At 48.3% G+C, this 13862-nt stretch carries 16 protein-coding genes; 2 read left to right on the forward strand and 14 right to left on the reverse strand.

The window, feature by feature from the left end; genetic code table 11:
- Positions 1-59: 59 nt before the first annotated feature.
- Positions 60-1387 (reverse strand): IS3 family transposase gene (locus MHB43_RS30940; protein WP_405118018.1). Its coding sequence is split into 2 segments (ribosomal slippage): positions 60-1018 and positions 1018-1387, totalling 1329 coding nucleotides; the frame shifts between segments, so codons are not numbered across the junction.
- A gap of 161 nt (positions 1388-1548) precedes the next feature.
- Positions 1549-2040 (reverse strand): signal peptidase II, encoded by a 492-nt coding sequence (gene lspA, locus MHB43_RS30945; protein ID WP_221819808.1) that lies wholly within the window; start codon positions 2038-2040, stop codon positions 1549-1551.
- A gap of 226 nt (positions 2041-2266) precedes the next feature.
- Between lspA and MHB43_RS30950 the strand changes: the two genes are divergently transcribed.
- Positions 2267-2746, forward strand: coding sequence for a heme-degrading domain-containing protein (locus MHB43_RS30950; RefSeq protein WP_405131016.1), 480 nt, complete (start codon positions 2267-2269; stop codon positions 2744-2746).
- A gap of 69 nt (positions 2747-2815) precedes the next feature.
- Here MHB43_RS30950 and MHB43_RS30955 read toward each other — a convergent pair whose 3' ends face one another.
- The 12 genes from MHB43_RS30955 to MHB43_RS31010 form a co-directional block, all read right to left on the reverse strand.
- Entirely contained in the window at positions 2816-3793 is a 978-nt protein-coding gene (locus tag MHB43_RS30955; protein ID WP_339180424.1) for a permease prefix domain 1-containing protein, read from the reverse strand.
- Between the two features lie 6 nt (positions 3794-3799).
- Complete coding sequence (locus tag MHB43_RS30960) at positions 3800-4129, reverse strand: PadR family transcriptional regulator (RefSeq protein ID WP_017691704.1); 330 nt, start codon at positions 4127-4129, stop codon at positions 3800-3802.
- A 160-nt stretch (positions 4130-4289) separates the two neighbouring features.
- The gene (locus tag MHB43_RS30965; protein ID WP_339180426.1) at positions 4290-5237 is read right to left on the reverse strand and encodes a nucleoside hydrolase; all 948 of its coding nucleotides are present in this window, start codon (positions 5235-5237) and stop codon (positions 4290-4292) included.
- A gap of 57 nt (positions 5238-5294) precedes the next feature.
- Positions 5295-5699, reverse strand: coding sequence for a DUF350 domain-containing protein (locus MHB43_RS30970; RefSeq protein ID WP_221819821.1), 405 nt, complete (start codon positions 5697-5699; stop codon positions 5295-5297).
- Positions 5681-7081 carry a glutathionylspermidine synthase family protein gene (locus MHB43_RS30975; RefSeq protein WP_221819823.1) on the reverse strand — a complete coding sequence of 467 codons (1401 nt, stop codon included), beginning with the start codon at positions 7079-7081 and terminating at the stop codon, positions 5681-5683. The genes MHB43_RS30970 and MHB43_RS30975 overlap by 19 nt, the downstream gene beginning before the upstream one ends.
- A gap of 4 nt (positions 7082-7085) precedes the next feature.
- Positions 7086-7370 (reverse strand): hypothetical protein, encoded by a 285-nt coding sequence (locus tag MHB43_RS30980; RefSeq protein ID WP_036671603.1) that lies wholly within the window; start codon positions 7368-7370, stop codon positions 7086-7088.
- Complete coding sequence (locus MHB43_RS30985; RefSeq protein WP_405131017.1) at positions 7370-7837, reverse strand: hypothetical protein; 468 nt, start codon at positions 7835-7837, stop codon at positions 7370-7372. The genes MHB43_RS30980 and MHB43_RS30985 overlap by 1 nt, the downstream gene beginning before the upstream one ends.
- 443 nt (positions 7838-8280) lie before the next feature.
- Positions 8281-10362 (reverse strand): ABC-F family ATP-binding cassette domain-containing protein, encoded by a 2082-nt coding sequence (locus tag MHB43_RS30990; RefSeq protein ID WP_405131018.1) that lies wholly within the window; start codon positions 10360-10362, stop codon positions 8281-8283.
- Between the two features lie 98 nt (positions 10363-10460).
- Positions 10461-10622, reverse strand: coding sequence for a hypothetical protein (locus MHB43_RS30995; RefSeq protein WP_017691697.1), 162 nt, complete (start codon positions 10620-10622; stop codon positions 10461-10463).
- Positions 10623-10733: 111 nt separating this feature from the next.
- Positions 10734-11018 (reverse strand): hypothetical protein, encoded by a 285-nt coding sequence (locus MHB43_RS31000; RefSeq protein WP_076216814.1) that lies wholly within the window; start codon positions 11016-11018, stop codon positions 10734-10736.
- Positions 11019-11071: 53 nt separating this feature from the next.
- Positions 11072-12070, reverse strand: coding sequence for a glycosyltransferase (locus tag MHB43_RS31005; RefSeq protein ID WP_221819830.1), 999 nt, complete (start codon positions 12068-12070; stop codon positions 11072-11074).
- An 18-nt stretch (positions 12071-12088) separates the two neighbouring features.
- A complete protein-coding gene (locus MHB43_RS31010) occupies positions 12089-13072 on the reverse strand; it encodes an aminoglycoside phosphotransferase family protein (RefSeq protein ID WP_339180433.1) in 984 nt (327 codons plus the stop codon).
- A gap of 160 nt (positions 13073-13232) precedes the next feature.
- Between MHB43_RS31010 and MHB43_RS31015 the strand changes: the two genes are divergently transcribed.
- Positions 13233-13823 carry a TetR/AcrR family transcriptional regulator gene (locus MHB43_RS31015; protein WP_339180436.1) on the forward strand — a complete coding sequence of 197 codons (591 nt, stop codon included), beginning with the start codon at positions 13233-13235 and terminating at the stop codon, positions 13821-13823.
- Positions 13824-13862: the final 39 nt, after the last annotated feature.

Genomic DNA, 13862 nt, shown 5'->3' on the forward strand with positions numbered 1-13862 from the left:
AACAAAAAGGACACTGGATGATTAAACTGTACCCCTTGTAAAGGACAATTTAAAAAAGGTTAGGCGACTTCAAGCTGCTGTCTGTATCGTACAGGCGGCAGTTTGTTTAAGTTCCATTGACCTCGATAATGATTGTAATAGATCATGTAGCTCTTCACTTCTTTCCTAACTTCTGCCAAGGTCATGCACGTTTTGAAATTCGTTTCATCTTTGAAATGCCCAAAGAATGACTCTTGTGGAGCGTTATCCCAACAATTTCCTCTACGGGACATGGATTGATTCAGCCCCATTTTCTTCACAAGCTTTTGGAACTTCGGATTGGTGTAGTGAAATCCTTGATCCGAATGAATCAAGGCATCCGGGGTGAGATGGCGATGTTTCTTGAGTTGTTTCAACGTGTCGATTGCAATGTCCAAACCAAGTGAAGCAGAGACTTCATAGGCCAAAATCTCATTCGTTTCGGCGTCTTTTATCGTTGATAAATAGGCACGCTTGTTTTTCCCATAGGTTAAATACGTGATGTCGGTTAAGAGAACTTTACCGGCGATCCCTTGCTTAAAAGCTCGCTTTAATATGTTGGGACAGGTTCGATGTTCTTGGGTCGCTTTAGCCAAACGACGCGCGGGATTTGCTTTTCGAATTGGACAAACGATGTTGTACTTTTGCATGACTCGACGGATGCGCTTGAGGTTGTATGTGACTCCATATTGATGCTCTAGCGTCATTTTGATTTGACGAGCCCCCTTCCTTCTTCCCCGGTAACGGTAGGCTTTCAGAAGAATCGCTTTGACTTTTTCATCGTTTTGTTCCTGTTTTTGACGATGTAATTGAGCATTTTCACTACGATATCGGTAATAGCCGGAACGTGAGACCCCTGCGATTTCACAAAGAACATGCACCTTTCTTTGGAAAGGGTATGTCTTCATCATCTGTTGGATCAGTTCGAACTTTTGTGACGTACATAGTTTGATTTCTTTTTTTTCATCTGCCTTTCGAGTTGATCGAGCTTTTTTAAGAATTCATTCTCCGCCTCAAGCCATTTCATTTTTGCTTCCAAACGGGTGTATTTTTCTTCGAGACTTAATTCACGGGTCAGAGGACGGCCTGAGGCGTGTGTTCTAGCGTCTGTTAATCCAGTCGGCCCTTGTTCTTGAAAAGCCGTGAGCCAACGATTGGAAGCCTTCCGAATCCGGGTTGCACCCAAAGCATCAATATCAAAACCCGCTTCCTGAAAAATCTCACTTGGAAGTTTACCTTGACCATACTCTTGAATAAATCGTTCTTTAAAAGCATCCATATATGTAATGGCTTTGGCACTGACATTTTTCACATAGGGATTTGTTCTTAACTGCGTTTGCTCTTGAGTTGTAAATAACTTTTTAGACATCTGCTTCGACCACCGCTCCGTTTTTTTATTAATTGTACACAAAAAAGACCCTGCAAGATGACCTTTTTTAAAGTGTCTATCTTGTAGGGTACAGTTTAGATATCCAATGTCCCTCATTTAATAAGTTATATTCAGCCACTGTAACGCTTTTATCCAACCTATTAAGAACGCTCAACCTTCGGCAAAGCATTACGTAAACGCTTGGCCCGATAACTCTGAAATGCTCGAATCAACATGCCGATGATGATCATGACCACACCGATGTTAATTGCGACATCAGCGAGATTCAAAATCCCGCGTCCTGACGGAAACACGAGGAAATCCGTTACCCGGGCATAGATAAATCGATCGATCGCATTTCCTAAAGCCCCACCGACCATAAAACCCGCGCCAGCTTGCATCCAGAAACCGCGAATCTCACCTTTACTCCGGTAATACAGCATGCCCGCTATGAACAGAACAGCAATTACACCGAACAGACGCGCATTTCCCTGAAACATGCTGCCCGCCATTCCACTGTTCTCGTAATGCTGTAACTGCATGCCGGAGTTACCCAGTCTCATGACGTCGCCAACTTCCATATACATCCTCACTGCAATCTTGGTTCCCTGATCAACCAAAGTTACCAGCAGTGCTACAAAATAAAACAGCATCGTGCCTCTCCTCCTGCCTACGTAGCAATAACTTATTTTAACTTTAAGAGTTATGTATATTAGGTTCCCTTCACTTTAACACAGCCGATGTATGGTCTCCAAATGAACGGCCTTTAACCACGCAAGTAATGTCCACTAACATCGTTCAGACTGCATCGAGAAGGGACTACACCAATCCATGTCGAATGTAGACATCAATCATATATGTAAAGGGGCTGCCTGCAATTTGAACCTAACCATGACAGAGAAATTAAAGGAAATGCAACAGGAAGAAAAGGACTTGGTATTCAGCACATTTGATTCTGAAATAGCGCTTGGACTTGGCCTGCATCTGATCGAGGAAGCGAAGCGTCGTTCCCAAGCCGTGACCATCGACATTACCCTGAAGGGACATCGTCTCTTTTTGCATGCGATGGAAGGCACTCATCCCGACAACGAGGACTGGATTCGCCGTAAAAACAACGTGGTGAATCATTTCTCCTCCAGTTCTTGGCATACGGCCCTACGGTTGAGAAGTGAAAACCAGACACTTGAGCAAGACTTCAATCTGCCTTCATCGGACTATGTTCTGGCTGGTGGCGCTTTCCCGCTGATTCTGGAAAATGAGGGACAGGTCGGCACCATTACGGTATCGGGTTTGCCTGATGAGGAAGACCATGATCTGGTCACGACAGGCATTCGCTCGTTTTTGTTGCAGCAAAACTAGATTAAATGGAGCAAAAAAAGCCCACCTGATCAATATAGATCAAGTGGGCTTTACTAGCTAAAGCAGTGCTCAGGACGGATTTTTGCTTTTCATAATATGGTACACATTGCTCAAGCTGCCGGAGAGAATGCCTGTAATCGGGAATATGGCCCAATTGATATCCCACCGTTGATATACAAAGCCTGTGAACAAGAAGATGGCTGTCGCCAGCGGCCATACAATCGCTTCCACGGCTCTCACAATTTTCACTTCTTGCTTCTTCTCTACCGTCAACTGGTGCTTCTCCAGCAAGTTCGTGTAAGCCCCCTGAATATTACCGTAATATACAAACAGGAATGCTCCTACCCCAGCCATAACCATAAAGGCAGATACACCATAAGAGGCGTAGTTATCATTGATAGAGGACGCTGCGAAAATAAACACAGGAGACAGAATGCACAGGCAAACACCCGTAATGATGGCTATACGATAAGTCAGAGCGAAGCTCTCCCGACTATGCTGAATACTCATTTTAAGTGTATAAGGAAGCTGGATGCCCTTCTCCATATGACTGAAGCGTTCAAGCTTCATGCCACTGTGAATGAACATGCCTACCGCAATCGCAATCAGCACGAACATGCCGATCAGGCCCAGTACAGCCCCCGTTTCCACCGAACGGTTTGCAGCTGAAGTCGCATAGTTCTCAAATAAAGTATCCATGAAAATCAGAAACGCCACACCCGACGCGCACAATAAAACACCCAGCCCGATCCAAAATCCGGCATTTCTTTTTGCATTGGTATATGCGTAGGCTTCTTCTTCCGTCAGCACAGGTACTGCCTCTTCCGCACTGACTGGTTGAATACCGAGTTCTGCAGTTAGCTCCTCGATATTACCGAATTCTGAGATCACAATACCGATGGCTTCATTCTCCGACTTGCCTTCCCGCTTCAACTCTAGGTACTTATCTTCCATCCCCGAAAGGAGCTCCTGCTTCAGATGCTCCACCTCGGGTGTCTTCGGTAGACCCGCAAACATGTTCTCCAGATACACCATAATTGTCTCCATGTTCCGTCACAACTCCCTGATAAATAGATTAACAACCTCTTGCGTAACCTTCCATTCCTCACACTTTTCTCTGTAATAGTCGAGGCCGGGCGGCGTAATCCGGTAATAGGTACGACGCTTTCCCAAACTATTCTCATCCAGGTAAAACGATTCAATATAACCGTTCTTCTCCAATCGGGTGAAGGCCGAGTATAATGTCGTCTCCTTCATGACGTACTTTTCCTCTGTCAGCTGCCTGATGTTCTTGGAAATCTCGTAGCCGTACGACTCCCCTTCGAGCAGCATGTAGAGGATCAGCGTATCATTGTAGCCACGTATAACGTCACTGCTGATCACAAAAGATACTCCTCCTCATTACTTCATCTGTCGTAGTAGTTGAAGTATAGCACATTTTACTACGACAGGTGAAGTAGTTATGCCAAAAATGGACAATAAAAAATCCGTACCTGGGATAGGCACAGATTTTCTTCTTTTTCCTGTAGTTACATTCCTGCGTTTACTGGATCGCTGAGAGAACGTCCAGCAGCATGGATTTGAATTTGGGCCGATCAATGGCTTCACAGACGCGTACATTGGGCTCTTTGCCAAAACGTCCGTTGATATCAACCACACTGTATCCACGTGTCAGCTCTCCTGCCGCTTCCACATCCACATAATATTGACCCGACTTGGTCATGATGGATTCATCTGCCGCAACAGCCATCAGCAACGTATCGGGATGAGTGGTGCCATTCAGCTTATGTACCGACTTGTTGAACTGCATAACCACTTTGTTGATAGCGGTGAAGAAATCGGCACCGGATGTACCCAGAGCCGCAATCTCTGCATGATCGTCATCGTCCATCACTGAATATTGCGTGCACATCTCCCAGCCAACCATCGTAATCGGAATGCCTGCATGCAGTACAATTTTCGCTGCTTCCGGGTCCACGTAGAAGTTATACTCCGCTGCCGGTGTGATATTGCCCAGTGCATTATTCGTTCCGCCCATGATGTACAGGTGAGCAATCTCCGGAATAATCGTGGGGTCTTTCTGAATTGCCATCGCAATATTAGTCAGCGGGGCAATCGCCAGAAGTTCAATTTCACCTGGATATGCATGCACCTTCTCAATGATAAAATCAACCGCGTGCCCGCTCTCGGGACGTTGATCTGCCTTCGGGAAATGCGCGCCGCCCATGCCGTCATCGCCATGCACATCTTCCACTGTGCGGTGCTGAGCCTTTCCATAGGCCATTAGCGGACGCTCGCAACCTTTATACACAGGCACCTTGCCGCCATGTCCAGCAACCTGTACCGTGTACAGGGCATTTTCAACCTCCTGGTCGAATTGTACGTTACCGCCCGTAATGGTAATGCCCTCCACCTGAAAGTGATGCAATGCCGTCAGGATCGCAATCGTATCGTCTCCTGCTGTATCTGTATCGATGATGACTCTTCTCATGATGCCGCGCTCCTTCTTCCCATTGATAGTAAACTCTATAAAACACTATGTCTTATTTTACATCAAAAACGTACCGATGACGATGGAAACGCCGATGATAATCGAACGCAGCAGCTGTGCTACTGCCATATTGCCTCGTGCGATTTCTTCGCATACTCGCATTTTAGGCGTAAGGAAATCAAATATAATATAGACCAGGCACAACACAATAATTCCAAGTGCCGACCACAGCAGCATATCCAGCCACGAATGCGTCGAGAAAGACACCATGCCTACGATAATACACAGTCCCAGCAATTTGCTGCCCATATACATGCCTGCCGCTTCGTTACCTTTGGCGATTTCCTCACTATCGTCATACCGGGTCAATCTGCTAAAAGCGAAATATCCACACACCAATACCACCAGCAGAATGCCTATACCCACCGCAACATTCAGCAAGTTCAATCCCAAGTTCTCCATTCCTTCTCCTCCTCATCATTCATCCGTTCGCGAACTGTAGCCGCGCAATAATAGGCCATATCTCCGGTTACTTTCTCCCCGACCCGTGGTAGCAACCCAGCCAAACGCCCACCGATAACAAACACCCCTGTAAGCAGATAACCACTGTACGCTCCAGCTTCCGTCTCGATCACAACCTGTTCCATCGGAACCAGCTGCTGATAGATTTTGGGCTGATTTTCGTAATAAGCTGTGATCTCTTCATCCTCGTCTGTTGCCCCAGTTGCAAGATTGGATTCCAGCGCCTCGTTAAGAGGATGCCCTATATCCTGCTTCCCAAGGGCATTGTCCGTTCCTCCATCCAGCAAAAGAGTTCCTCTACCTTCGCGCCCCCAATAGCTTTTGGATACATATGGTATGGCGTTCAGCTCGAAGGGCTCAGCCGAAAAATAGGTAGGCAACAGATATCGGGAAATAACGTCCATCTCTGTTTCATCAAAGAGGGTAAACCCGCAATATTCCGGGGTTTGCTCGTTCCGCTCGTAGAGCGACCAGATTGCCGCCATGAAGCCTTTACTCTGCATCAGTACATGCTGAACCGGATTCATCAGGCCCAGTCGTCCATCACGTACAAGTTCAAGCAGTGCAGCACCAATGTCCACCCCTGTCGTCTCATCCCGATCATCGATCAGATACTCCAGTGGATAAAGGCGATACAGTAGGTTAATCTCCCGACCCTGATGGTAAAGCGCCTCCCCCGGAGCAATCTCCAGTTCCTCAAGTGGAGCATAGAAGACTTCGTATCCAGCTTCCTGACAACGTTTCATTAGGTATTCCGTATTCGTTCGATCTTCGACATGTTCACCAAAAGAAGTAAACGTCACCGGACCCTGTAATCCTTGGTTTGCATAGAATTCGAGCCATATCCTGAAACACTCCCGAATACGTGTATCCATCTCGGCAGATGGTGCGGTCAACGCGGCATCCTCAGCAAGACCCACCAGGATATTTTCCAATGCAGCAGCCTCCGGTATACCCGTAGGAGTGTCCGTATTATTTTCAATACACTTCGGCCCAGCTTCTCCAATAATCCAGTCCTGACGGGTAATGCCTCCAGTCACCATCTCCATACGTGCCGTTGGAATAAGCCCGGGATGGATACCGAGCTGATGCTCCAAAAAGGAGTCCGGCATATACTGCTGGATAAATCGCATCACTTTACAGTAAATGCCGTCTACCGCCTCGGCTGCCGCACGCAGTTCCTGCATCTCCGAGGGAGAATAGACCGTCAAGGCAGGCACACAATACTGCTTCCCGTACATTCGATGGTATGGAATCTGTTGTTCTGTTTCGCCCTGAAATACCTCTTCGTGACTAAAGGGTAGTTGAACCACTTGCCTCATCCGGTTATCCTCCCGAACTGCGGAAGAAGCTACCGAAGCCGCTTGATTTGGACTTGGACTTGCTATAGGAGCTGTTACTGTCCTTGTTGCTTCGATACGACGACCCACCGTAGTAATAGTGCCCACTGCTGGAATCATATTCACATCCGGTATCATACTCCGGGTCACATTCATCATTGTTGCTGCCACAACCGGATAACACGGCAGGAACCGCCAGCATCAGGGAGAAAGCAACCAGCTTCGCTTTTGATCCGGGTTTGGATGCTTGCCCCCGCTCTTGGTCACTCATTACAGATCCACCTCTTTCATATAAAACAACACTTTCTTGCGATCCGCATCCAGCACGGAATACATGAACTCATACGTCTTGCCACCGCGAACCATGTAATGGTCCAGCAGTTGCTCGGCAAGCTCCATCGTATAGGTGGATGACGTTGTGAGCTCTAACTCCTGAAACGAACTTCCATTCCACAGCATATACTCTGCGCTGTACATGGAAGACATTTTGCACATCGCCAGCGCAGCATCCGCAATGGCTGCACCGTACTCTTCCGGCATCTGTTGGTCATACGCCGTTACATATACCGCATGTTCCCGCCCATCCTGGCATTCATTGGACAGATGCGCCCAGAGTTTGTTTTTCACCAAGGTGGCATCCACCAGTTTGCGCATGAATAGTTCATCTCGTGTGACTGAAGTCTGCTCCAGCACCCCTGTCTCCGCCTGTCGATCATCCGACCAACTCCGATACGTCAATGAATAATAGATACCGATAACCTCCCTTTTTGCGAGCTCTTAGGTGAGCCGTTTCAATTCATACAAACGTATTTAACGCATCAGAAGGAAAAAAGTTACACTAGTGAATCAATTTCATAGTACCTTTAGCTGCTTCAAATCAAGGCTAGACATAGATCAAAATGGTTTAATTTGTCTATGTCTAGTTACAAAACTCCATTTTTAATGAGTTATGAAATTGATTCTATTCACCATGACATGTAATAAAAGCTATTGTTCGAGGCACTGTTGATGATGCTGCATTATGTGGTTTAACTAAAATAGAACAGGTTTTCACGCCCGTTTCTGGATCAACGAAGATCGGCTAACAAGCGGGTTCCACGTTTATACGCAATCCAGTTCAAAAAGGCCGGAGAAGACTCTCCGACCGCACTTGTTTAATCTTATGCTCATGCCATTCGGACTTATAACTCAGCCCACTGGGCCAATACATCATTATATTTAGCGGACAATTGCTCGCGATCATTCCAGATTTGCTCCAGTTCAAGCGGATTGTTCTGCACAACTTCCAACTGTTGATCCAGCACCTGAATCTGTGCCTCAAGACGAGCTAACGTTTGTTCCAGCTTCTCCGCAGACGGCTTGTTGCCATTGCCACTTCTATGTTTCGATGCAGCTGCTGCGGAAGGAGTCAACGCCTTGCCTGATTCCGTAGAAACTTCATGACCACGACTTCCATCGGTAGCCGCAACAGCGGAACCGTTCATTGTCGATGTTGCTTCTGGTTTCTTCCCTGATCTGGCAGTCCCGCCGGGCGCAGACGTTAAACCTGACTTCAACTCTGACTTGGCATTCCCACGAGAGGAAACTCCCACTCCTGCTGTAGCCTGAGTTGTCGCCGCCGCACGAGCTTGCATATCAAGCTTCTTCTCACGATACGCCTCATAGTCTCCCAGATAAGAGGTCATCTGTCCGTCCTCCAGTTCCCAGACACGGGAGGCGAGGCGATTGACGAAGTACCGATCATGCGAGATGGCAAGTACGGTTCCTTCAAAATCAACCAAGGATTCTTCCAGCGCTTCTCTGGATGCGATATCCAGATGGTTGGTCGGCTCATCGAGCAGCAGTACATTGGGTTTGCGTTGCACCAGCAGAGCCAGCCGCAGGCGCGTCCATTCCCCGCCAGATAATTGCCCGACAGAGCGGAATACATCCGCTCCATAGAACAGATATCGGGCCAGAATCCCGCGAGCCTCGCCTTCCTCCACACCCGCTTCCAGACGGAAGTATTCAAGTACGTTCAGTTTTGGATTCGTGGGTTCCTCCTGTTGAGCCAGATACCCCACATCCACACGTGCCCCCCACTCCAGCTTGCCCGCATTGGGTTGCTCGTCACCAAGCAACAGCTTGAACAGGGTCGTCTTGCCAGAACCATTCCGGCCAATGAGTGCAATTTTATCCCCATACTCCAGCAGACCCGAGATTCCGCGCAGGATTTCACGCTCGCCATAACTCTTCTCGACCTGTTCCAATACTGCTACCCGTTTACCCGTTCGATCCGTAGGGCGCACATCGAATTCGGCATTGCGGCGCTCCAGTACAGGACGCTTCACCTGTTCCATCCGCTCGATGGCTTTACGCATAGAAGCCGCCCGTCTGAAGAACTTTTCATTCCCACCAACTCGGCCCCACTCCTCTAACTGGCGGATCGTTTCTTTCATTTTCTTGATAACCTTCTGCTGCTCCTTGAACTCTTCGAATTGCTGCAACAGCCGTTGTTCCTTCACTTTCATATATTCCGTATAACCGCCAGCAGACGTTTCCGCTTCTCCATCCTCCAGCTCCAGTGTTCGATTCACGACCCGATCCAGAAAATAACGATCATGCGAGATCAGGACAATGGTGCCGGGATATTCTCGTAAAAATCCTTCCAGCCACTCGACCCGCTCCAGATCGAGATGGTTCGTCGGCTCATCCAGCAATAACAGATCGGGCCTTACGATTAGCTGTGAAGCCAACACTACCCGAGTCTGCTCCCCACCGGACAGGGAACCGAAGCGCCAACCATAATGCGCCTTGTCGATATCCAGACCGTCCGCCACCTGATCGATCCGGGCATCCATTTCATATCCACCCTCACGCTCGAACTGTTCTTGCAGCGCCGCGTAGCGTTTCAGCAGACGCTCTAATTGATTAGGGTCTGCTGCACATGCCGGATCGGACATCTGCTGCTCCATTTCCTTCATTTGCGTGCGACATATCATAAGCTCCTTGAATCCAAGACTCAATACATCCAGTACGGTATGGTCATCCAATCCTTCTGGGACCTGAGCCACGTAACCCATTCGTGTATCTTTCTTGATCATCAATTGCCCTTCATCCGGCTTGTTCAGTCTTGCCATCAGGCGCATAAGTGTGGTTTTGCCGCTTCCGTTGCGGCCGATCAGGGCGACCTTGTCACCTTCCATAATTTCAAACGTAATGCCGTCCAGCACCAGATGTGCTCCGTGGTATTGAGTCAGTTGTTGCGCGCTAATGATCATCATAATAAGGTTCCTCCTATGGTATGGAAGATCCTGACCGCAACACAAAAAGAGCCGCAGGAGGTTAGCTCCGCGGCCCTTCAGAATTCAAGCAATATCGCTTATCGTCCGAATGAGGTCAAGGCAGGCATCTTCTCGCAAATGTTAACTTCCGTATATTCAAAATTGGACAGACTTCTCCCGTTGGTCAGAAAAGTATGAACAATGCCAGCCATAGCAATCGGCAGCTGGCTAATACGGTTGTTAAGCATCTCGTGATTCACCTGTCTTCACCTCCCCTGTCATAATTAATGTCAATATATCACAGACGAATGCATTCCTGCAACCATCCCATCGCCCAATTCATCCTTACTCCACAGTAGCTACTGCTCTGATTAATCCCTGCCCCGTCGCCGAAGCATTACATCCCTGATCGCCACCGTAATAAGTGTTAACATTCCCGAGGTACCCAGTGATGCGCCAAGCAGGGCATATCCGATGCCGTTCCACCCGCCAATATCGATGCTGATCATGATTACAACGGCACCGCCGAGCAAGGCCACACATGGCAATATATATTGTACCCACGTCATTCGGCGTCCTTGCAACCGGTAGATAAGCCATTCAATCAGCAGCTGCACCGCCCACATTCCCAATGTCCACAAGATCAGTACTTCCATAAGGTTCCCCTCCTGTTGCTGGATGGATCAAGCCCTTTGTTACAGACCTTACGTTACTTCAACCAATTTGAGAAAAAGTTCCGGTACCCTTCTTTCATCTTCGTGCGCGAAAAAGCACCAAAAGCATACTCCCGGTTGTCTTCTGACACACTGCGCGGCGCAGCCGCAGCCATGTTCACCAGTTCAAACCAGTTATCCTCGTTGCCTGCAAAGGCATGCGTGGATCGAATGTGACCGTAGCAGGCATGCTCCGGCTTCACGACCATTTTGCCCATCGCCATCGCTTCCGTCAACGGCATCGCAAATGTATCAAAGGCTGAACAGTTCCAATACACCTTGGATGAGTTCATCAACGTAAATATCTCATCCTGCGTGAGCGCAAACTTCAGCTTCACGTTGGAAGGAATGTCGTACTTCTTCATGGTTTCCTTATAGCGTACACCACCAAACACCATATATACTTCCTTGTCCGGGTTCTGCCGAGCATATTCCAGAACTAGATCCGGGCGACGGTTCGCCTCATCCCTACCGATCCAGAGCACCCGATTATGCACAACCTGACTCGGATCATAGTGCCGGTTCGCCAGCTCTTCGCTAAAGCCAATCGGAATAACGTTCACGTCATGCACACCGAAATTGCGACCCAGCTCTGTTTTCAAAAACTCCGTCTGCACAATCGCTTTATCCACCATCGTATAAAATGGCTTCATCATCTCATATCCCGTCAGCGCGGGATCGGGGAAACTGTGCGGAAACAATACGCTTTTCGGTAAGAACATCTTCAAAAATGTAAACCCGGATACGGTGTAGATAACATGCTCTATATTTTGACTATGAATCTGATCCAGCACGATATCGTAGTTCACCAGGTCACCTTTCTCATGCTCATAACCCGGCAACCAGTCGTATCCGCTGACATGACGCTCCGGCGAGATGAACACAATATCCACGCCCAGCTCCAGACCAATCTGCTTCAGCCGATCCGCAAATACGCGTGGCCCCTGTGCTTCCGTGAATTGAATTTTACGCATAACAAGTCCGACTTTACGCAAGCTTCTCACCCCTCATTTCTATTCCTTACACATGTGCTTCATGCACTGTTCCAGCGTCGCTGCTGTCTCATACCACTGGTTACTTAACTGTTCCTTCGGCCACACACATTCCTCACTCCTCAGATCACCGTCAATCAAACGCAGCATCCAGAGCGAGAATACAATAGCATAGGCGTCGTACCATTCTCCAAAAGGAACCCGTTCAATCTGTACGCCCAAGCTCCCCAGTTTGTCCAAATAAACATCCATAACCCGCTCTCGCAGGTCCGGCGTAACCGTTCTGGGAAATAGCGGATGCGAGAGATCCACCAGATGAACTACATCCCACAGCGGCGTATTCAGATGGGCATGCTCCCAGTCCAAGACGACCAGTCTGCCGTCCACCTCCGCCAGATTACCGGGATGCAAATCTCCGTGACACAGAACAGTTGGAAGTTCTTCCTCTGCCGTGAGGATCAACCTCGTGATCTTATTCCAATCGGGTTCGGACAGTTGCATATCCAGCCTGGATAACAGTTCATCCGTAGATTGTCTGTGCATTTGTAACTCATCCAGCATTGTGTGAATAGACGGTTTCTGGCCCACGCGAGGCAGTTCACCCCAATCCGTGACAGACAACGCATGCCACGTTGCCATATGTACAGCTGCGCCGAGCATCGTCGCTTCTTGTGAATCATGCACCAGTTGCCCCAGATCCTCGTAGATCATCCAACTCTGTGCCGGTGTAATGGTAGGGTCCGACGATGCAATGAGCTGCGGATAGATCGGTGGTAAGCCAGACATCACACGCTCGTACATCCATCGTTCCCGTCCATGCTGTGCAGGATTCGTCAGCGGTTTGAAAATATAACTTTCACCGGTAGAAACAGTGAATCGCTCCACATATCGTCCGTTCATTCCTTTATACAACGGTTCACGGCTTGTTATATAGTGATCATTCAGCATTCCTTTAGGTGTCACCCAGCTGTATGCATCCATCTCTTCGTTCACGCTACCCACCATCCGTTTCGTTCTCCCTGCTGCTCCGATTATGATTTCTATCCATCATACGTTGCCGTTCACAAGCCTGCAAGCTTTGTTCGTAAGCGCTTATTCAGTGTCTCAATTCAGAGTTTCAAAATTACTTATTGCATTTTGGTTAGTAATCACTTACTATACAATCATGAAGAACAAATCTCATGTGGATAGCAAAAAGAAAGATATCCTACAAGCGGCGATGCGCTTGTTCGCAACCAAAGGCGTTGACGGCATATCCGTCAAAGAGATCGGTGATGCCGCCGGAGTAACCGATGCGGCGATCTACAAACATTTTAAAAACAAGGATGCCGTTGCCCTGGAAGCCTTCACCCAATACTGTGTCGACTATACTGCACTAATTGACGGGTATGTTCGACAGGAAGGTCCCGTACTGGATCGCTTCAAGCAACTGGTTACCGAGGTTCTCCATCTGCATGATGAAGATCCCTACGGACTGCTGCTGATTTCACAGAATCATGAAATATTCATTGAAGCTGGAAGCAGCGAAGATTACCGTCAGCCATTGGATGCGTTAATGGATCTGATCGATCAGGGAATGATGCGTGGCGAACTGCCTCAGCAGGATTCGAGGCTCACTGCCGTGCTGATTATCGGTGCAATTACACGCATGGCGGTCTCCAGTATGCAAGGTGAACTGCCGGAGTTGCTGGTACCTTATACGGGGGAAACGGTTCACCGACTTGCATCGATGTTGGGGCAGGTACCTCAGGAGTAACGATGGAAATGGGATGAAGCTAGAAATGGAGTAGCGGAG

The organism is Paenibacillus sp. FSL H8-0317, assembly GCF_045040685.1.
GTDB lineage: Bacteria > Bacillota > Bacilli > Paenibacillales > Paenibacillaceae > Paenibacillus.